Below are 20,625 nucleotides of genomic sequence, written 5' to 3'. Positions count from 1 at the left end.
AAGCCGCACAGCAGCACCCCTACAATTCCCGGCCATGATGCACAAGTTGTTGGGGAAGCTGGCCGGGCTCTGCGCCATCCTGGCCGGGGTGCTGCTGACCGTCATCACGCTGATGACCTGTCTCAGCGTGCTGGGGCGCAACACCACCGGGACCACCCTGGTCGGTGACTTCGAGCTCACGGGGGTAGCGGCCGGCGCGGCCATCGCCCTCTTCCTGCCCTGGTGCCAGTTCCGCCGCGGCAACATCATCGTGGACTTTTTCACCTCGGGCGCCAGCCCGCGCACCAACGCCGGGCTCGACCGCCTGGGCGCCGGGCTGCTGGGCCTGGTCATGGCCCTGCTGGCCTGGCGCACGGTGCTCGGCGGCCTGAGCGCGTGGAACACGCAGTCCACCACCATGATGCTGGGTTTTCCCGAGTGGATCGTCTACACGCTGATGGTCCCGCCGCTGGTGCTGACGGCCTGCATCGGCTTGTGGCAGGCCCTGCAGGGCTTCGAGCCGGAGGCCGCAGCATGAGCGCCGCCGGGCCGTCCCAAGGCGCGAGGGCCCCCTCGGGGGGCAGCGCAGCACACGCAGTGGCAAGCGTGGGAGCCTGTATATGAGCCCGCTGCTGCTGACCCTGCTGATCTTCGGCGTGATGCTGGGGCTGATGGCCGTGCGCATCCCGATTGCCATCGCCATGTTCGCGGCCGGCTGTGCCGGTTACCTGCTGCAGGCCGGCTGGCTGCCGCTGTCCAACTTCCTCAACACCCAGGCCTTCGCGCGTTTCGCCAGCTACGACCTGTCGGTGATCCCGCTGTTCATCCTGATGGGGCACTTCGCCACCCAGGGCGGCATCTCCAAGGCCCTGTTCGCCTTCGCCAGCGCCCTGATGGCGGGCGTGCGCGGCGGCCTGGCCATGGCCTCGGTGATGGCCAGCGCGGCCTTCGGCGCCATCTGCGGCTCCTCGGTGGCCACGGCGGCCACCATCACCTCGGTGGCCCTGCCCGAGATGAAACGCCACGGTTATTCGGGCCGCCTGGCCACCGGCACGCTGGCCGCCGGCGGCACCCTGGGCATCCTGATCCCGCCTTCGGTCCCGCTGGTGATCTACGCCATCCTGACCGAACAGAACATCGCCAAACTCTTCGCCGCAGCCATGGTGCCCGGCATCATCGCCATGCTGGGCTACATGGCGGCCATCGCCGTCTACGTGCGCCTGGTGCCGGGCCATGCCCCCGAACACGACACCGTGACCGAACGCATCAACCTGCAGTCGCTGCTGGGCGTGATCCCGATCGCGCTGATCTTCCTGATCGTCTTCGGCGGCATCTACGGCGGCATCTTCACGCCCACCGAAGGTGCAGCCGTGGGCACGGCGGCCACCTTCGTGGCCGCCCTGTTCAAGCGCGAGCTGAGCTGGGCCAAGCTCAGGCACTGCTTCTACGCCACGGCCGAAGGTTCGGCCATGATCTTCATGATCTTCATCGGCGCCGACCTGATGAACGCCGCGCTGGCCCTGACCCAGGTACCAGCCCAGCTGGCCAGCCTGGTCGGCAGCTGGGGCCTGCCGCCCCTGATGGTGGTGTCCGCCATCCTGCTGGTGTATGTGGTACTCGGCGCGGTGATGGACGAGCTGTCCATGATCCTGCTGACCATCCCGATCTTCTTCCCCCTGGTCATGGGCCTGGATTTCGGCCTGCCCGCTGAATCGGTGGCGATCTGGTTCGGCATCATGGTGCTGATGACCGTGGGTTTCGGCCTGCTGGCACCGCCCGTGGGCCTGAACGTCTACGTGGTCAATGGCATGGCCAAGGACGTGCCCATCAGCGAGAGCTACCGGGGTGTCATGCCCTTCCTGGCCAGCGACGTGCTGCGCACCCTGCTGCTGCTGTTCTTCCCGGCCATCTCCCTGTGGCTGGTGAAGTACGTGGGCTAGGGGATCGGGTGTTTTGAGGGAAAGCCCCAGCATGTACCGGGGCAGATTTCAGCTAAGGTGCCGACTGACCATCTCAGGAGACCCCCATGATTCAACGCCGTACCCTGCTCAAGTCCAGTGCCGCCGTCGCCGCGCTGGGTGTCCCCACCCTGGGCCTGACCCAGCAGAGCGTGACACTCAAGTTCCACACCTTCATGTCGCCCATGTCGGCCGTCTGGAACACCATGCACAAGCCCTGGATGGACAAGGTCGAGAAGGATTCGGGTGGCCGCATCAAGTTCGAGGCCTATCCGGCCATGCAGCTGGGCGGCACGCCGGTGCAGCTGTATGACCAGGCCCGCGACGGCGTGGTCGACGTGGTCTGGACCCTGCCGGGCAACACGGCCGGTCGTTTCCCGCGCATCGAGGTGTTCGAGCTGCCCTTCATGCTCAACAATGCCGAGGCCACTTCCAAGGCCTACTGGGAATACGTGCAGACCGTGGCCGTGGACGAGTTCAAGGACACCCACCCCCTTGCCCTGCACGTGCACGGCCCGGGCATGTTCCACACCAAGGCCAAGCAGATCAAGAGCCCGGCCGATCTCAAGGGTCTGAAGATGCGCGGCCCGACCCGCCAGGTCACCAAGCTGCTGCAGGCCGTGGGTGCCACGCCGGTGGGCATGCCGCTGCCGCAGATTCCGGACGCCCTGTCCAAGGGCACGATCGATGGCTGCGTGATCCCCTGGGAAGTGGTGCCGGCCGTCAAGGTGCACGAACTCACCAAGTTCCACACCGAATTCCCGGCCGGCCACACGGGCCTGTACACCACGACCTTCGTCATGACCATGAACAAGGCCAGGTACGAGTCGCTGGCACCCGACCTCAAGAAGGTCATCGACAACAACTCCGGCCTGGCCACCTCGGGCTGGCTGGGCAAACAACAGCAGGAAAGCGACATCCCGGGCCGCAAGCCCTCGGTGGAGCGCGGCAACACCATCTACACGCTGAGCAATGCCGAAGCCGCCGAGTTCGTGAAACTCTCCGCCCAGGTGGATGACGAATGGGTCAAGGACATGGACAAGCGCGGCTTCGACGGCAAGAAACTGCTGCAGAGCGCCAAGGACCTGATCGCCAAACACGGCAAGGCCTGAACGCCTGAGCGATCGACGCCCCATTAAAAAAGCGCCCGCCGGGCGCTTTTTTTACGTCTGGGCGCAAGGCCTAGTAGCGGGCACCGCCGATGAAACGCACGATGCCCGCGGCCACCTCGGCCTCCTGCTCCAGAAAGCCATGCGGCGAACGCCCTTCGCAAGCCTCCACGGCCGACAGGCCGGCGCGCCCCGGCCCGCCATCCAGCAGGACGAGCTGCTCGCGCACGCCCTCGGTGCGCGCCGTGATGCGTTCGTTCTCCGCGGCCGGGGAACGCAGGCACTTGTCCTGCGCGTGGCCGATCACGAGCACGGGCATGCGGATGGCTTCCAGGGAGAGGTCGAACACGGTCTGCGCCACCCAGGACTTCTGGCCCTTGGGATTGCCCGAGGTGACGGGCGAGGTCAGCACCAGGCCGTCGGGGGCGGCCGGGCCGCTGAGCCGGCTCGCCGCATTGGCGGCCGAGATGGCGCCGCGGCTGGTGCCGACCAGCCAGACGGCGGCCGCGCGGCTGCGTGCGCGCAGATCGCTGATGACACGGCCCAGATCCTGCGCGTGCTCGGGCGAGGCCCGGAAGCCGGCCAGGCCATCGCCGCCCCGGTGATCGGAGGGCGCATCGACCAGTGCCGTGGCCAGACCGGCGGCGTGGAACAGCGGCAGCGAGCGCACCAGGGAGTTGCCCGCCAGGGCCCGCGGACAGCCCTGCTCATCGAGTTGCAGATGACCACCGCCGCCCGCCAGCAGGACCAGCGCCACCCTGGGGCCCGGCGACGCCGCTGCGGGAACGTAGGCATAAGCAGTGCGCGTGTCGCCATGGGTGGTGAGCGTGACGACGTCGCCGCAGCGCGCGGCCCATGCTGCGCTGCCGGCCAGCAGCAGACCGGCGGCCAGACAGCCGGCACGGCTGGCAGAGGGGAAGTTCGGCATGACGGTCCTCCAAACTGGCAAGGCAAGACGCCCGGAACTCAGAACTGCGGGCGCACCAGCCTGACCATGAGTGGCGTGCGCCGCCCGACATCACCCCGGGCATCGCCCGTGCCCATGTGCACCGCCCAGCCCTGCTGCACGCCCAGCCGGTCCTGCGTGCCCGAACCGCTCGTGATGTTGTTGTAGTTGTAAGGGTTGGCCTGCGTGCTGTCGATGCGTGAGGTGCTGGTCCAGTGCCAGTCCAGGGGCGCGGCCGGGAACAGGGCCAGTCCCTGCTCGCTGGCGGCCCAGCGCCGCAGTTCCGTCAGGCGCGGCAAACGCCAGGCCACCCCCTCGGCCTTGAAACGCGCACTGGCCAGGGCCAGCGCCTCGCCATGGGTCATCAGGCGCGGCTGGCCGGTGCAGGTCCGGCCGTTCCAGGCCATGCCCTCCACGCAGCGGGGCCAGGCCAGCTTGCTGCGCGGATCGACCACGTACTGGCCGTCGGCCGTCGGGACCGGGACGGCGGCGGCCGGCGGTGTGGCCTGCGCCGCGGCCAGACCGGCCAGCAGCATCAACAGGGCCGACGACAGCACTCGTTTCATGATCCGCTCCTGCGCGCGCGGGGCATCAGGCACCCGCCTTCACCAGCTGGAGCACCTCGGCAAAAGCCGGGTGCTCGGCCGAACGCAGCCACTCGAAGGCCACCATTTCGGTGGTGACCAGTTCGGCACCGGCGCCGGCCAGGCGGTCGAAGGCGGCGTCGCGGTTGCGCTCGCTGCGCGAGCCGCAGGCGTCTGTCACGACCCAGACCTCGAACTCGTCGTCCAGCAGGTCCAGCGCCGTCTGCAGCAGGCAGACATGCGCCTCGCAACCGGCCAGCACGATGGTGTTGCGCCCCTCCGCTGGCTGGGCCGGTTTCTGCAGGTGCTTGGGCAGGCTGCGCGCGTTGCCCTGCGGGGCCCGGGCCGGCGGGCGCAGCAGCTCGGCCAGGCCATCGGCCACGGCGCTGAAGCTCATCTTGGCAAAGGTCTTGCCACCGGCCTGCGTGATCAGCGCCTGCAGTTCGGCGACCGTGCCGCCCAGGCTCTCGGGGTTTTCCTCGGTGACGAAAGCCGGCACCTTGAGCAGGCGTGCCATCTGGACGAGGCGCCGGGCATTGGCCAGCACGGCGTGCCCTTCGTGGATGGCGGGCATGAGCCGGGCCTGGAAGTCGACCAGCAGCAGTTGGGAGTCTTCGAGTTCGAGCAGCATCCTGTTTCCTTCAAGCGATGCGGACCACGACACGACCGCGTACCTGGCCTGCCATGAGTTGCTGGGCCTTGGTGATGACGTCTGCCAGCGGCACCTCCTCGACCATGCGCTCCAGCAGGGCCGGGTCCAGGTCGCGCGCCAGGCGGTCCCAGGCGCGCTGACGCTTGGGCAAAGGGGCCATCACCGAGTCTATGCCGGCCAGCGTGACGCCACGCAGGATGAAGGGCATCACCGTGGTGGGCAGGTCCATGCCCTGGGCCAGGCCGCAGGCGGCCACCACGCCGCCGTAACGCGTCTGCGCCAGCGCATTGGCCAGGGTGTGCGAGCCCACGGCATCGACCACCGCAGCCCAGCGCTCTTTCTGGAAAGGCTTGCCGGGCTTGGCGAGTTCCTCGCGGTCGATGATGGCGCTGGCACCCAGCGCTTTCAGATAGTCGGCCTCGGCCACCTTGCCGGTGGCCGCGACCACCTGGTAACCCAGCTTGCCCAGCAGGGCGATGGCCACGCTGCCCACGCCGCCGGTGGCGCCGGTCACCAGCACCTCGCCCGTGCCGGGTTTCACGCCGTGATCTTCCAGCGCCAGCACGCAGAGCATGGCGGTGTAGCCGGCCGTGCCGATGGCCATGGCCAGTCTCGGCGTGAAAGCCGCCGGCAGTTTGACCAGCCAGTCGCCCTTGAGGCGCGCTTTTTCGGCCAGGCAACCCCAGTGCGTCTCGCCCACCCCCCAGCCGTTGTGCACAAAGGCGTCACCCGCCTTCCAGGCCGGGTGGCTGGACTCCAGCACGGTGCCGGCGCCATCGATGCCGGCCACCATGGGCCAGCTGCGCACCACCGGGCTCTTGTTGCAGATGGCCAGCCCGTCCTTGTAGTTGAGCGTGGAGTACTGCACGGCCACGGTCACATCGGCGGCAGGCAGGCGGGCTTCGTCCACGGACTGCAGAGTGGCCTGGAATCCGTTGGCATTGTCCAACACGAGGGCTTTGAACATGGATAGATTTATTGGTATAAATTTATTTAAAATCAATGACTTATCGTGTTTATCACGAAAAAGCTTTAATTGACAGCAGCAAGCGCATCGCCCTATGCTAACCGCATGCGTCACGCTTGTGTTGCCCTCCTGCTGAGTCTGTTCGCCTGCGCGCGCGCAGGCGCCAATGGCGCGGGCGACGACCTGGACCGTTTCCTCAGTGCCCGCGGGCTGGTAGAGCAGCAGCCTGCCGGCACGTCCGCGGCCAGGCCCCTGCCCTCGGCCCCGCAGCTGGGCGACAGCCGGCCCCAGTCCTCCGCCGAGGACGGGACGCAGCACATGTCCGGCCTGGTGGTGGCCGCCATGGGCGCCCTGGGCGTGGCTTACCAGCGCGGCGGCAACAACTACGGTTCCGGTTTTGACTGCAGCGGTTTTGTGCGCGCACTCTATGAGCAGAATTTCGGTCTGCAACTGCCACGCCGCGCCGCCGAGCAGGCCGCCGCGACGCAGGCCATCGCCCGTGACGACCTGCAGCCGGGTGATCTGGTCTTCTTCAACACCCTGGGCCCGGCCCACAGCCATGTCGGGATCTACGTCGGGGACCACCGTTTCATCCATTCGCCCAAGTCCGGCGCGGTGGTGCGCATCGAGGACATGCGCGTGAACTACTGGAACCGGCGTTTTGACGGCGCCCGCCGGGTCGTCCAGACCGCCACCGCGGCGGGACCGCGCGACACCGGCTACTGAAGCAGCCGGGCGGCGTGTGCTGCCAACTTGCAGATACCTTGGGGGGAATGCGGCACAATGCCGCGTCCCCGTCACTCACCCAAGAGGAATCCCCATGTTCTATACCGTCGACACCGCCAAATCCTTCGAACAGGCCGCCGCCGATCTGGACGCCTCCGTCAAACGCCACGGCTTCGGCGTGCTGCATGTCCACGACATCGGCAACACCCTGCGCAGCAAGGGCCTGAGCTTCACCGAGAACTGCCGCGTCTTCGAGGTCTGCAACCCGGCCCAGGCGGCCAAGGTGCTGGCCAGCGACATGCAGATGAACATGGCCCTGCCCTGCCGCATTTCCGTCTACACTGAAAAAGGAAAAACGAGGATCGGCATGATCAAGCCCACCGACATGCTGGCCATGCTCTCCCAGGACCCGGCCCTGAGCCAGGTGGCCCGGGAAGTCGACGAGAAAACCACCCTGATGATCAACGAGGCGAAATGACTCCACCTGCCCTGCACCGATTCCTGCGCCAGACAGCAGCCCTGCTGCTGGCGGGCAGCTGCCTCTGGGCCCAGGCCCAGGACAGCAGCCCCAGCTATACCGGTGCAGAGCCGCTGGGCACGGCCATGGAAAACTGGGCCTACCCCTACCCGGTGCAGATGCTGCAGTTCGAAGTAGAGGGCCGGCCGGTGCGCATGGCCTATATGGACGTCAAGCCGCAGAACCCCAACGGCCAGACCGTCGTGCTGCTGCACGGCAAGAACTTCGGCGCCGACTACTGGGCCAACACCCTGCGCGCCATGTCGACCTACGGCTTTCGCGTGATCGCCCCGGACCAGATCGGCTTCGGCAAGTCGTCCAAGCCCGAGATGCGCTACACCTTCGGCATGCTGGCCGAGAACACGGCACGGCTGCTGGACCACCTCAAAGTCGGCCGGACCACGGTCATCGCCAACAGCATGGGCGGCATGCTGGGCGTGCATTTCGCGCGCCGTTACCCCGAGCGTGTGGTGGCCCTGGTGCTGGAGAACCCGCTGGGCCTGGAAGACTACGTGGCCAGCATTCCGCCCCAGCAGACGCCCACCCTCGTGAATCTGGAAATGGCGCAGACACCGGCGAGCTACCGCAACTTCGTCAAGAGCTACTTCCCGACCTGGAAACCCGAGTACGAGCGTTTTGTCGAGCAGTTCGCGCGGGTGCAGCTCAGCGGCGACTACCCGCGCTACGCGCAGGTCTCGGCCCTGACCTACCAGATGATCTACGACGGGCCGATCTACAACGAACTGCCCCAGCTCAAGGTGCCCACGCTACTGATCATCGGCCAGAGCGACCGCACCGTGTTCGGCCGCCGTTTCGCGCCGCCCGAGGTGGTCCGGCCCATGGGCAATTTCCCCGTGCTCGGCCGTGCCGCGCAACAGCGTATCCCGGGTGCCGTACTCAAGGAGTTCAACGGCGTGGGCCACGTACCGCACCTGGAACAACCCGAGCGCTTCCACGCGGTGATCCTGGACTTCGTCTACGGAAAAAAATAAAACCCTGAAGGCCGGGGCCCTCAGGGTTGTGGTGTGCGGTTCGCAAGGGCGGCTTATTTGCCGGCCGGTTTCTCCGCGCTGCCTTTGTTGCCCACTTTGTCCTGGATCCAACCGTCAGCGGGCTTGAACACCTTCTCGTTCACGACCTCGAAAGCCTTGGTCACACCCTTGTTGGTGGCCGAGGCACCTTTCTGGATGCCCTGCTCGGCCACCTCACCGGTCTTCTTGGTCGTGCGCGCGGCCTTGTCGACGAAGCGCTCTTCCTCGGCATGCACCGCCGGCCAGGCCAGAACGGCCAGCAGGCCACAACACCATCCCAGTTTTTTCATCACGATCTCACTCCAGTATCAAGAGGCCAGGTCCACAGTGACCCTGTTGCGGAATCTAGCACCATTGGTGCTGGTACTCCGAGCCATGACCATTGGAGCGGTCGGGACTACTTTGGTTCCTTGTCGTGACCGGGCGACAGGTCGATCTCCACCGACTGGCCGCGGTCGATCGCACCACCGGCCTGGGCCGGCGAGCCGCGCGCGATCTGCACTTCGCCCAGCTGGGCCAAGATGCTCCCCGGTCCTGGCCTGCGGTCGGAGGGCGTGTCAGGCAATGCGCCCTCCGACAGCGCTGAGCGGCCGGGCAGGACGCGATTGTTGTCGGCGTTCTGCGCCAGGTTCTGGCTCAGCTCGGGCCGGCCATTGACGGTGACGACACCCTCGCCGGTGTTGCTGACCTGGCCGAAATTGCCGCTGACACTGCCACCGGATGCATCCAGGCTGAGACTCGACGAGTCACCGGACAGGATGACCGGCCCATCGGCATGCACCGTGGCCGTCTGGGTCTGCAGTTCCAGCTGAACGCTGCCCCCGGCGTCCACCACGAGCGCAGGCGCACTGACGGAGCCGCTGACCGACTCGGCCGCCAAAGTGGCCGTCTGCGTGGCCACGACGTCCACATTCGCATTTCCCTGCGCCGTCACGGCCACGTCCGCACCGGCGATCGTGCCCGTGATGTTGTTGCCGGCAACCAAAGCATCGCCGCCGGCGCTGACACTCACCGAAACATCACCACTGCTCTGCACCGCCACGTTGCCCAGGCTGATGGTGCTGCCCGTCACGTCGCCGTTGGTGGTCAGCGTGCTGTTGCCAGTGGCATCCAGCGCGCGCAGGGTATGGTCGCTGAGGGCCACCAGGCCCAGGGCGTTGATCTGGTAGCGCTGGACCCACAGGGTGTCACTCAGGCTGTAGCGGTTTGCGCTGACGTCGAACTGTTCCAGCGGGCTGCTTTCCGTCCCACCGCTGCGCATGCTCACGTTGCCGCGGTTGCTGCCGGAACCTGCGACCAGGCTCAGGCTGTAGGAGCCGCCAGCGGCATTGCTGATGTGGCCGTCAAGGTTGATGTCGGCGCCGGTCGTGGCCAGCCGGGTGTCGGCCAGCAACTGGAGTGCCGCATCGGCACGGATGCCACCCGCTCCGGTGGCCGTCACCTGGCCGCCGATACCGCTGTCCGCAGCGCCCACCTGGAACACCAGCCCCTGCAGGGTGGCATCGGCAAAGCGCAGGTTGCGCCGACCGGCCAGACTGACGGTTTCGTTGTAGCTGCCGGCCCCGATCGTGATCTGCGCGCCACTACCGGACTGGCTGAGCGCACTGGCAATCGACATGGCCTGCGTGCCGCCACCCGCCAGCTGACCGACACCGACCGCGTAGTCCTGCGTCGCACCTGCGCCATCCCAGCCCTGGATGAAACTCGCCCCAGCGCCGGGCAGGTTGACGGCAAAGTCGTAGGCCGGCTGCAGCGCCGCCTGCAGCCAGGTGTACTGGCTGCTGCCGGTGCTGGCCGCATTGCGCACCGCGTAATCGAAGCCGGCAATGTCCAGCGTACCGAAGTCGTGCAGCGCCGACTCGTCCTGCAGGTAGACCGGGTTGACTTCATGGAACTGGTTGTCGGCCGCGATGCTGATGGCGTTGACTTGCTGGTTGTAGCTGCGGTTGGCCTGGTACAAGGCCAGCCCGCCCCAGGCGTTGTTCAGCGTGGTGCTGTCACGCACCGTGACGTTGGCGCTGTCGGTGAGCTGCAGGCCCGCGCCCTGCGTGCTTCCCGCGTCGTTGCCCACCGGCGCGCCGTTGAGGGTGACATGGTCGATGAGGGCCCCATTGACCCCGTTGAGGTCGAGTTCGGCCTTGCCGGCACCCCGGCTGGTGACGTTCATGATGGTGAAGTTGCGCAGGCGCGCATCCGCCGTTCCCGAGGGCGAGACCTTGATGCCATAGGCCGAGGCGTAGAAAGCCGACGGGCCATAAAAGGTGAAGTCGCGCAGGGTGACGTCATCGGCGGTGACGAGCATGCCGTAGCCGGCAGTGATGCTGCGCGCATCGAGGGTTGTTGCCACCTCGCCGGCACCGAGCAGGGTCAGCGGCTTGTTGACGTTGAGCGTCGCCGCCTGGGTGTAGCTGCCGGCCGCCACCTTGACCGTGCCGCCGCTGACCGCCGCGTTGATGCCGCCCTGGACGGTGTCGATCGGCGTGAGCCGGCTGCCCTGGTGGCTGGCCGCCCCGCTGCCGGCCACCTGCACATGCGTTCGGTTGGACGCGGTGTAGCCCTGGTCCTGCACTGTCCAGCCGTTGTTGGCACTGCTCAGGTCCAGCAGGCTCTGCTGCCAGCCCGGCGTGGGCGCAGTCGAGATGGGCGTGCTGTTGCTGACGATCGTGCCGCCCACGAGGTGCCCGTTGAGGTGCAGGTTCAGGCCCCACTCGTTGCCGCTGGCCCCCTGGCTGTTGCCGCTGATGGCGATGCCGCTGGCATCGGTGTATTGCACCGAGATGCCGCTCTTGGTGTTCTCGATGCGGTTGCCGCTGACGCTGCCCGTGCTGTTGCGGCCGTGGATCAGGATACCGGTGCGCAGGTCGTGCAGGTTGTTGTTGCGCAGCGTGAAGCCGGTGACCCCGTCGGCCACCGCGATGCCGCGGCTGATGTTGGACCGCGGGGTGGCGTAGTAGTCGTAGTACGGCTGGTTCAGCGGCCCCACGATCTCCAGGTTTTCCACGGTCACGTTGGCGGCGCTGAGGGTGATACCGTTGACCTCGGCCGCATCGGGCACCAGCAGCCTGGCACCTGCCTCCCCCGACAAGCTCAGGTTAGCCTTGTTCAGCAAGATCTGTTCGGCATGGTCGCCGGCCTTGAGCACGACCGTCGCCCCGTCGCCAGGCGAGCCGGTCCTGGCAATGCTGATCGCGTCATGGACGCGGGCCCCCGGACTGACCTCGATGCGATTCGAACTGCCGCTGACGCTGGGTGCATCCAGCGCGGACTGGAGCAGCACGACGTCGCCGTTGACCACCAGGGTGCTGCTGGCCTGCTGCATCCCCGCTAGGTTGATGACGCCGGAGACGAGATCGGCGGCGTCCCCCGTGGTCATGAGCAGCTGTGCCCCTTCCAGGCTGGCACCGGCGTCGTTGGACACGCTGGTGCCGATGGCGCCCGCAGGCAGGGCGAATTCGAAGAGGCCGCCGTTGAGCGTCACCGTGGCCCGGTCGGTCCCCGCCAGGGCGATCCGCCCCCCCGTGGCGACGATGCTTCCCTGGTTGAGCACCGAAGGCGCCACCAGGGCCACCAGGCCCGCGTTGTGGGCGGTGATACTGCCCTCGTTGCGCACGCTGCCGGTGGCGCCGGTGATGGCGATGACACCGTCGTTGACATCGTCCATGAAGCGGCTGACGTTGACCGTGCCGGTCGTGGCGATCAGGGAGCCGACGTTGACCGTCGCGCCGTTGCCGAACAGCACGCCGTTCGGGTTCATCAGCAGCACCATGCCGTTGGCCGAGAGGGTGCCGTAGATTTCCGACAGGCCGGCACTCGCCGAGACGCGGTTCAGCACGGCGGCGCTGGCACCGGGCTGCACGAAGACCAGCGTTTTCCCGCTGTCGATGTTGAAGGATGTCCAGTCGAGGATGGCGCGGTTGCCGGTCTGGGTGATGGTGAGGGTGTTGCCCACCAGGTTGCTGGCCACGCTGCCGGCCGCCACCGTGCCGCCCATGGGCAAACCGGCCGTGTCGGGGTTGATATCGGCCCGCACAGTCGACCCGAAGCACAGGGCCACAGCCAGTGGCAGGGTCTTGAGCACCAGGCGCTCGGGCCTGCCGGCAGGGTGCCGGCCAGGAGAAGGGTGAGAAAGTCGTCTGCTCGTCATGATGAACCTTTCAAGGGTTGGTTCGCAAGCACGTGTCCTAGAACTGGATCAGCAGCGAGGCCAGCAGGCGCACGGCCCGGCCGTCCTCAGGCTGGCTGGCCACCGGTTTGGTCAGGGGCCAGGCGGCTTCGAGCTGCGCCGATGCCGTACCGGCCAGGAAAAGGCGGGTTCCGAAACCGGCCGAGGCCAGGCTCTGGCGGGACGTGGTGCCGGCCGACGGTGGGCCAACCCGGCTGACCTCGCCGATGTCGTAGAAGCCGTAGAGGTGATAGGCACGCAGCCCATGGCCGCCACCGCCCGGCACGGCATAACGGGGCTCCAGCCGCAAGGCCAGCCCCCGGTCACCGACCAGTTCCGCCGCCTCGTAAGCCCGCCCATAACGCCGCCCGCCCAGGGCAAACTGCTCGGAGGACAGCAGCGGCGTGTCCTGGGTCCACTGCCCCGCCAGCCCGAAGCTCAGGCCCCAGCGGGCCCCCAGGGGCTGGTAGCGCGCGTAGTCGAAGGTCAGCTTGTTGAACTGTCCATCCGCACCGACACGGCTCTTGAGCAGATCGCTGGCCTTGGTCCCGCCCAGGCCCCGGCTGAAATCGACGTCGAGACTGTTCTGCCCTTCCAGCACATCGAGCCGGCGCCAGGTCAGCCCGGTGCGCAGGACGCGGATCTGGTCGTCGCTCACGCGCGCGCCCAGGATGTCACTGCGGATGTCGGCATGGTCGTAACTCAGACGCGCCAGCAGGCTGTGGTTGCGGGTGCGCAACCAGGGTGCGCTCAAGGTCAAGGAGGCCGCATCGGAATAGCCCCGGATATCGTAGGCACGCAGGCTGTCGCCCGGTTGGGTGCGTGCCTGCGACGCCAGCAGCGCCAGTGTCAGCCCCTCGGCATTGAGCACCTGGCTGTAGGAGATCTGGGCATAGGCCATCTCCGTGTTGCCGGTACCGGCAGCGATGACACGCCACTGGTCGTTGACACCCAGCAGCTGGTTGCCCGTCAGGCCCAGCGTGGCCTGGCCGGGGCCCAGGTAGCGGGTGCCGTAGTTGTCGAAGGAAACAAAACCCTCGACGTCCTTCACGCTGGCGATCAGCGTGAGGTCGGCCGCCCCCACCGTTTGCGAGGGCGACAGCACGCTGCGCAGCCGCACGCCGGGGAAATCGTTGGCGATCAGCAGGTAGCGCTCCAGCACCTGTGCCGACAGGGGCCGCGCAGCCTGGATCTTCCCGGCGATCTCCTCCAGCCGGGAACGCAGGCGCGGGTCGCCTTCGATCACGACGCGGGCGACGTGGCCTTCGATGGCCCGCAGTGTCACCGTGCCCTCGGCCAGCGACTGCGGCGGCACGATCACCCGCGAAAGGAAATAACCGTCGTTGCGATAGCGCACCGTCAGTGCCTGCGCCAGTGCAAAGATGTCGGCGCCGCTGATTTCGCGACCAAGGTAGGGCCCGGTATACGCCTGCCATTGCGCGTCGCTGTAGACAGTACTGCCCTCGACCCTGATGGCACGCAGCGTGACACGCAAGGCGCGGACGGCTTGCGGCAGCACGTCCTGGGCCGCGCCATTGGGTTCGGGCAGGCTGGCTTCGGATGGCGCTGTCGCCGGTGCGTCGAAGCGTTCGCGCAGGCGGCCCGGGTCGGCTGTTGCAGGCACTTGCGTCGGCTGGGCCAGCGCAGCACACACCGACAAAATCCCGGCGCCTGCGATGAGGCAACGTAAGTTTTTCATCTTCCCCCTTCCGGTCAGCCCACAAGAGCAACTCGTTTTCAGGCCTCTCGTGCCACAAGGGCCCGTTCACCCTCCTGTCGCTTTTCTATTTGTAACCTGATGTAACCCAGTGTAATCTTTTGTAACATAAAGGCAAGACCACCCCTCAAAACCTTCGGTGGTGGCTCAAAACGCCGGAAAAAGGCAAAAAAAGGGCGCCATCAAGGCGCCCGTTGGGTGTGCAGGAGGAAAACTCAGCGTCGTGCCGGCGGTACGTCCGTGCAGCTGCCATGCGCCACTTCCGCGGCCATGCCGATGCTTTCGCCCAGCGTGGGATGCGGGTGGATGGTCTTGCCGATGTCCACGGCGTCGGCGCCCATCTCAATGGCCAGTGCGATCTCGCCAATCATGTCGCCCGCATGCGTGCCCACGATGCCACCGCCGACGATGCGATGCGTCTCTTCGTCGAACAGCAGCTTGGTGAACCCCTCGTCACGGCCATTGGCAATGGCGCGGCCCGAAGCCGTCCAGGGGAACAGGCCCTTCTTGACCTTCAGCCCTTGGGCCTTGGCTTGGTCTTCGGTCAGGCCCACCCAGGCCACTTCCGGGTCGGTATAGGCCACGCTGGGAATCACGCGGGCGTTGAAGGCGGCAGAAGCCAGTTCCTTGTTGCCCTGCAGTTCACCGGCGATCACTTCGGCCGCCACATGCGCCTCGTGCACCGCCTTGTGCGCCAGCATGGGCTGGCCCACGATGTCGCCAATGGCGAAGATGTGCGGCACGTTGGTGCGCATCTGGATGTCGACGTTGATGAAACCGCGGTCGGTCACGCTGACACCGGCCTTGTCGGCGGCGATCTTCTTGCCGTTGGGGGTGCGGCCCACGGCCTGCAGCACCAGGTCGTAAGTCTGCGGTGGCGGGACCGCCCCACCCGGCTCGGCACTTTCGAACGTCACCTCGATGCCCTTGGGCGTGGCCTTGGCGCCCACGGTCTTGGTCTTGAGCATGATGTTGTCAAAACGCGGGGCGTTCATCTTCTGCCAGACCTTGACCAGGTCACGGTCGGCGCCCTGCATCAGGCCGTCCATCATTTCCACCACGTCCAGGCGTGCGCCCAGGGTGCTGTAGACCGTGCCCATTTCCAGGCCGATGATGCCGCCGCCCAGGATGAGCATGCGCTTGGGCACTTCCTTGAGCGCCAGCGCACCGGTGCTGTCCACCACACGCGGATCGTCGGGCATGAAGGGCAGGCGCACGGCCTGGCTGCCCGCAGCGATGATGGCCTTCTTGAAAGCCACGACCTGCTTCTTGCCGGTCTTGTCTTGCGCGCTACCCGTGGTCTCTTCCACTTCCACGTGCTTGGGGCCGACGAAAGCACCGTAACCGCGCACGACCGTGACCTTGCGCATCTTGGCCATGGCGGCCAGGCCGCCGGTCAGCTTGCCGATCACCTTTTCCTTGTGGCCGCGCAGCTTGTCGATGTTCACCACCGGCTTACCGAAGTCCACCCCCAGGTCACCCAGGTGGCTGACCTCGTCCATCACGGCGGCTACGTGCAGCAGGGCCTTGGACGGAATGCAGCCGACGTTCAGACAGACGCCGCCCAGCGCGGCATAACGCTCGACCAGCACGACCTTGAGGCCGAGGTCGGCCGCGCGGAAGGCGGCCGAATAACCGCCGGGGCCACCGCCGAGCACGAGCACATCGCAGTCGAGGTCGGCGCTGCCGCCGAAGCTCGCAGCAGCCGGAGCTGGCGCCGCGACCTTGGGTGCGGCGGGAGCTGCAACGGCAGGCGTAGCCGCGGCGGGAGCCGGTGCTGCAGTTGCAGATGACTCGAGTAGCAGCACGACGCTACCTTCTTTAACTTTGTCACCGATCTTGACCTTGAGTTCCTTGACCACCCCACCCTGGCTGGCCGGGATTTCCATGGAGGCCTTGTCGCTCTCCACAGTGATCAGGCTCTGCTCGGCCTTGATGGTGTCGCCGGGCTTGACCAGCAGCTCGATCACTGCGACCGATTCGAAGTCGCCGATGTCCGGGACCTTGATTTCTACCAATGCCATTCGGTTCTCCTTAGAGCATCACGCGGCGGAAGTCGCCGAGGACCTGGGCCAGGTAGGCGTTGAAACGTGCGCCAGCGGCGCCATCGATCACACGATGGTCGTAGGACAGCGAGAGCGGCATGAGCAGGCGAGGCTGGAAGGCCTTGCCGTCCCAGACCGGCTTCATCGCACTCTTGGACAGGCCCAGGATGGCCACTTCGGGCGCGTTGATCAGCGGCGTGAAGTAGGTGGTGCCGATACCGCCCAGCGAGGAGATCGAGAAGGTGCCACCCTGCATGTCGGCGCCGCCCAGCTTGCCGTCACGCGCTTTCTTGGACAGCTCGGCCATCTCGGCGGAAATCTCCACCAGACCCTTCTGGTCGGCGTTCTTGAGCACGGGCACGACCAGGCCGTTGGGCGTATCGGCCGCAAAGCCGATGTTCCAGTAATTCTTCAGGACCAGTTGATCGCCGTCGAGGCTGGCATTGAACTCGGGGAATTTCTTGAGTGCCGCCACCGCCGCCTTGATGACAAAGGCCAGCATGGTGAACTTGATGCCTGCCTTCTCGTTTTCCTTGTTGAGCTGCACGCGCAGGGCTTCCAACTCGGTGATGTCGGCATCTTCGTAACTGGTGACGTGCGGGATCATCACCCAGTTGCGGTGCAGGTTGGCGCCGCTGATCTTCTTGATGCGCGAGAGATCCTTGCGCTCGATGGGGCCGAACTTGGCAAAGTCCACCTTGGGCCAGGGCAGCAGGCCCAGGCCGGCGCCATCACCACCACCGGACGAAGCCGCGCCCATGGCCTGGGTGCGCGCCGCGCCGCTCATGACGGACTTGGTGAAGTTCTTGATGTCTTCGTCCACGATGCGGCCCTTGGGGCCGCTGCCCTTGACCTCTTCCAGCGGCACGCCGAGTTCGCGCGCGAACTTGCGCACCGACGGACTGGCATGCGGCAGCTGGCCCCTGGGGGCCGTGGGATCGTGAGCGGGAACGGCAACAGACGCCACCGGAGCGGGTGCAGCAGCCGGCTTGGCGGCTGCAGGTGCCGCAACGGGTGCAGCGGCAACAGGAGCTGGCACGGGCGCCGGGGCTGCAGCAGGTGCAGGCGCAGGTGCCGCACTGGCGCCAGCCTCGGCCGCATCCAGCATCAGCACCACGGACCCCATGGCGACCTTGTCGCCCATCTTGACCTTGAGTTCCTTGACCACACCAGCGTGGCTGGAAGGGATCTCCATCGAGGCCTTGTCAGACTCGACCGTGATGAGGGACTGCTCGGCCTTCACCGTGTCGCCGGGTTTGACCAGCAGTTCGATGACCGCAACCGATTCGAAGTCACCGATGTCCGGGACCTTGATTTCTATGAGTGCCATGTTCTGTCTTCCTTGTTCTGCGCTGCAAAGTGAGTCCCGCTCTGCGCTTAAGCGTAGAGGGGATTCACTTTGTCCACCTTGATCTTGTACTTGGCGATGGCCTCGGCCACCTTCTCCATCGGCACCGTGCCCTCTTCGGCCAGGGCCTTGAGCGCGGCGACTACGATGTAGTGGCGGTTGACCTCGAAGTGCTCGCGCAGCTTGCTGCGGAAGTCGCTGCGACCAAAACCGTCGGTGCCCAGCACCTTGTAGGTCCGGCCCTTGGGGATGTAGGGACGGATCTGCTCGGAGAAGGTCTTCACGTAGTCGGTGGAGGCAATCACCGGGCCGGCATACGGCTCCAACTGCTGCGTGACAAAGGCCACGCGCTGCTTCGCTGTCGGGTGCAGCAGATTCCAGCGCTCGACGTCCTGGCCGTCGCGCGCCAGTTCGTTGAAACTCGGGCAGCTCCAGACATTGGCGCTCACGCCCCAGTCCTTCTCCAGCAGTTCCTTGGCGAACATCGATTCGCGCAGGATGGTGCCCGAACCCAGCAGGTTGACCTGCGGGGCCTTCTTGGCCGCCTTGGCTTCCTGCAGCAGGTACATGCCCTTGATGATCTGCTCTTCCGTGCCGGCCTTCAGGCCTGGCATGGCGTAGTTCTCGTTGAGCAGGGTCAGGTAGAAGAAGACGTTGTCCTGCTTCTCGACCATGCGCTTGAGGCCATGGTGCAGGATGATGCCCACCTCGTGCGCGAAGGTCGGGTCGTAGCTCACGCAGTTCGGGATGGTGCTGGCCAGGACCTGGCTGTGGCCGTCCTCATGCTGCAGGCCTTCACCGTTGAGCGTGGTGCGCCCGGAGGTGCCGCCCAGCAGGAAACCGCGTGCCTGCATGTCGCCAGCCGCCCAGGCCAGGTCGCCCACGCGCTGCAGGCCGAACATCGAGTAATAGATGTAGAACGGGATCATGATGCGGTTGTTCGTCGAATACGACGTTGCCGCGGCGATCCAGCTGCTGATGCCGCCCGCCTCGTTGATGCCTTCCTGCAGGATCTGGCCGGCCTTGTCTTCCTTGTAGTACATGACCTGGTCCTTGTCGACCGGGGTGTACTTCTGACCTTCGGGGTTGTAGATGCCGATCTGGCGGAACAGCCCTTCCATGCCGAAGGTGCGAGCCTCGTCCACCAGGATGGGCACCACACGCGGGCCCAGGGCCTGGTCACGCAGCAGCTGCGTGAGGAAACGCACATAGGCCTGGGTGGTGGAGATTTCGCGGCCCTCGGCCGTGGGCTCCAGCACCGACTTGAAGGTCTCCAGCGGAGGCACGGTGAATTTCTCGCTCGACACGGTGCGGCGCTTGGGCAGGTAACCGCCCAGGGCCTTGCGGCGCTCGTGCAGGTACTTCATCTCCGGTGTGTCGTCGGCCGGCTTGTAGAAGGGGATCTTGGCCAGCTCGCTGTCGGGGATCGGGATGTTGAAACGGTCGCGCATGTAGCGGATGTCGTCGTCCGAGAGCTTCTTGGTCTGGTGCGCGGTGTTCTTGCCCTCGCCGGCCTTGCCCATGCCCCAGCCCTTGACGGTCTTGACCAGCAGTACGGTGGGGCCGCCCTGGGAGTTGTGGGCCTTGTGGAAGGCTGCATAGACCTTCTGCGCGTCGTGGCCGCCGCGGCGCAGGCCCCAGACTTCCTCGTCGCTCATCTTGGCCACCATCTCCAGCGTGCGCGGATCGCGGCCGAAGAAGTTCTTGCGCACGAAGGCACCGTCATTGGCCTTGAAGGCCTGGTAGTCACCGTCCAGCGTGTCCATCATGACCTTGCGCAGGATGCCTTCCTTGTCCTTGGCCAGCAGGCCATCCCATTCCCGGCCCCAGATCAGCTTGATGACGTTCCATCCGGCACCGCGGAACTCGCCTTCGAGCTCCTGGATGATCTTGCCGTTGCCGCGCACCGGGCCGTCCAGGCGCTGCAGATTGCAGTTGACGACAAACACCAGGTTGTCCAGCTTCTCGCGCGCGGCCAAGCCAATGGCGCCCAGGCTTTCGGGTTCGTCCATCTCGCCATCGCCGCAGAAGACCCAGACCTTGCGCTGGCTGGTGTCGGCAATGCCGCGGGCGTGCAGGTACTTGAGGAAACGCGCCTGGTAGATCGACATGATGGGCCCCAGGCCCATGGACACGGTGGGGAACTGCCAGAAGCCGGGCATCAGCTTGGGATGCGGGTAGCTGGACAGGCCCTTGCCGTCGACTTCCTGGCGGAAGTTCAGCATCTGCTCTTCGCTGATGCGGCCTTCCAGGAAAGCCCGGGCATAGATGCCAGGCGAGGAATGGCCCTGGATGTAAAGCAGATCGCCCCCGTGGGTGCCGCCCTCGTCGGTGTTGTCACCGTGCCAGAAATGGTTGAAGCCGGCCGCGAACATGTGCGCCAGCGACTGGAAGGAACTGATGTGACCACCGAGGTCACCACCGTCGGCCGGATCCAGGCGGTTGGCCTTGACCACCATGGCCATGGCGTTCCAGCGCATATAGGCGCGCAGGCGGCCTTCCAGGTCCAGGTTACCTGGGCTGTGCGCCTCCTGGGCCGGCTCGATGGAGTTGACGTAGCCGGTGGTGGCCGAGAAGGGCAGGTCGATGCTGTGCTCGCGCGCATGCTCCAGCAATTGCTCCAGCAGGAAATGGGCACGCTCGGGGCCCTCCTGCGCGATCACGGCCTCCAGGGCGTGTTTCCATTCCTGGGTCTCCTGGCTGTCGAGATCCTCGGCATTGAGTCCTGGCAGGTTCTGGGGTTGGGCTGACATGCGTGCTCCTCGGTTTCAGGCTGATGGCCAATTTAGAACGATTCGCGAGTTTCTCATAATTTCCAGAAAATTTTAAGCTGTGCTTTTCTATTTCATATTGTGAATTTCACAAAAGACCCGAAAACGCACTC

The 20,625-nt window shown here is 66.0% G+C and carries 15 protein-coding genes and 1 pseudogene; 6 read left to right on the top strand and 10 right to left on the bottom strand.

The window, feature by feature from the left end:
• The first annotated feature begins 34 nt into the window (after positions 1–34).
• From HTY51_RS06845 to HTY51_RS06835, 3 genes are all read left to right on the top strand, one after another.
• Positions 35–517, top strand: coding sequence for a TRAP transporter small permease (locus HTY51_RS06845; RefSeq protein ID WP_254607010.1), 483 nt, complete (start codon positions 35–37; stop codon positions 515–517).
• An 82-nt stretch (positions 518–599) separates the two neighbouring features.
• Positions 600–1,919, top strand: coding sequence for a TRAP transporter large permease (locus HTY51_RS06840; RefSeq protein ID WP_174252035.1), 1,320 nt, complete (start codon positions 600–602; stop codon positions 1,917–1,919).
• An 86-nt stretch (positions 1,920–2,005) separates the two neighbouring features.
• The gene (locus HTY51_RS06835; protein WP_174252034.1) at positions 2,006–3,049 is read left to right on the top strand and encodes a TRAP transporter substrate-binding protein; all 1,044 of its coding nucleotides are present in this window, start codon (positions 2,006–2,008) and stop codon (positions 3,047–3,049) included.
• Positions 3,050–3,119: 70 nt separating this feature from the next.
• Here the strand turns inward: HTY51_RS06835 and HTY51_RS06830 are convergent, their stop codons facing one another.
• From HTY51_RS06830 to HTY51_RS06815, 4 genes are read right to left on the bottom strand one after another with little or no spacing between them, the layout of a single operon-like run.
• Positions 3,120–3,974, bottom strand: coding sequence for an alpha/beta hydrolase (locus tag HTY51_RS06830; RefSeq protein ID WP_174252033.1), 855 nt, complete (start codon positions 3,972–3,974; stop codon positions 3,120–3,122).
• Positions 3,975–4,012: 38 nt separating this feature from the next.
• On the bottom strand, positions 4,013–4,558 hold the full coding sequence (locus HTY51_RS06825; RefSeq protein ID WP_174252032.1) for a DUF1566 domain-containing protein: 546 nt from the start codon (positions 4,556–4,558) through the stop codon (positions 4,013–4,015).
• 25 nt (positions 4,559–4,583) lie between these two features.
• A complete protein-coding gene (locus HTY51_RS06820; protein ID WP_174252031.1) occupies positions 4,584–5,207 on the bottom strand; it encodes an isochorismatase family protein in 624 nt (207 codons plus the stop codon).
• A 10-nt stretch (positions 5,208–5,217) separates the two neighbouring features.
• Positions 5,218–6,195 (bottom strand): MDR family oxidoreductase, encoded by a 978-nt coding sequence (locus HTY51_RS06815; protein ID WP_174252030.1) that lies wholly within the window; start codon positions 6,193–6,195, stop codon positions 5,218–5,220.
• Between the two features lie 105 nt (positions 6,196–6,300).
• On the opposite strand from HTY51_RS06815, the gene HTY51_RS06810 reads away from it, so the two are divergent.
• The 3 genes from HTY51_RS06810 to HTY51_RS06800 all read left to right on the top strand — a co-directional run bounded on the left by HTY51_RS06810 (position 6,301) and on the right by HTY51_RS06800 (position 8,430).
• Positions 6,301–6,921 (top strand): C40 family peptidase, encoded by a 621-nt coding sequence (locus HTY51_RS06810; RefSeq protein ID WP_174252029.1) that lies wholly within the window; start codon positions 6,301–6,303, stop codon positions 6,919–6,921.
• A gap of 94 nt (positions 6,922–7,015) precedes the next feature.
• Positions 7,016–7,399: a DUF302 domain-containing protein gene (locus tag HTY51_RS06805; protein WP_174252028.1), complete on the top strand. Its 384-nt coding sequence runs from the start codon at positions 7,016–7,018 to the stop codon at positions 7,397–7,399.
• Positions 7,396–8,430: an alpha/beta fold hydrolase gene (locus HTY51_RS06800; RefSeq protein WP_174252027.1), complete on the top strand. Its 1,035-nt coding sequence runs from the start codon at positions 7,396–7,398 to the stop codon at positions 8,428–8,430. Before HTY51_RS06805 ends, HTY51_RS06800 begins: the two co-directional genes overlap by 4 nt.
• Before the next feature lie 53 nt (positions 8,431–8,483).
• Here the strand turns inward: HTY51_RS06800 and HTY51_RS06795 are convergent, their stop codons facing one another.
• The 6 genes and pseudogenes from HTY51_RS06795 to aceE form a co-directional block, all read right to left on the bottom strand.
• Positions 8,484–8,759 (bottom strand): hypothetical protein, encoded by a 276-nt coding sequence (locus tag HTY51_RS06795; RefSeq protein WP_174252026.1) that lies wholly within the window; start codon positions 8,757–8,759, stop codon positions 8,484–8,486.
• 107 nt (positions 8,760–8,866) lie between these two features.
• Positions 8,867–12,613 (bottom strand): filamentous hemagglutinin N-terminal domain-containing protein, encoded by a 3,747-nt coding sequence (locus HTY51_RS06790; protein WP_174252025.1) that lies wholly within the window; start codon positions 12,611–12,613, stop codon positions 8,867–8,869.
• Positions 12,614–12,650: 37 nt separating this feature from the next.
• A complete protein-coding gene (locus HTY51_RS06785; RefSeq protein WP_174252024.1) occupies positions 12,651–14,330 on the bottom strand; it encodes a ShlB/FhaC/HecB family hemolysin secretion/activation protein in 1,680 nt (559 codons plus the stop codon).
• Between the two features lie 233 nt (positions 14,331–14,563).
• Positions 14,564–16,372: a dihydrolipoyl dehydrogenase gene (gene lpdA / locus HTY51_RS06780; protein ID WP_174252023.1), complete on the bottom strand. Its 1,809-nt coding sequence runs from the start codon at positions 16,370–16,372 to the stop codon at positions 14,564–14,566.
• Positions 16,373–16,382: 10 nt separating this feature from the next.
• Positions 16,383–17,747: pseudogene (aceF, locus tag HTY51_RS06775) on the bottom strand (dihydrolipoyllysine-residue acetyltransferase); the annotation flags it as partial.
• Between the two features lie 23 nt (positions 17,748–17,770).
• A complete protein-coding gene (gene aceE / locus HTY51_RS06770; RefSeq protein ID WP_174252021.1) occupies positions 17,771–20,494 on the bottom strand; it encodes a pyruvate dehydrogenase (acetyl-transferring), homodimeric type in 2,724 nt (907 codons plus the stop codon).
• Positions 20,495–20,625 lie beyond the last annotated feature (131 nt).

The sequence above is a fragment of the Rhodoferax sp. BAB1 genome (assembly GCF_013334205.1).
Classification (GTDB): Bacteria; Pseudomonadota; Gammaproteobacteria; order Burkholderiales; family Burkholderiaceae_C; genus Hylemonella.
This window is presented reverse-complemented; position numbering and strand designations above follow the sequence as displayed.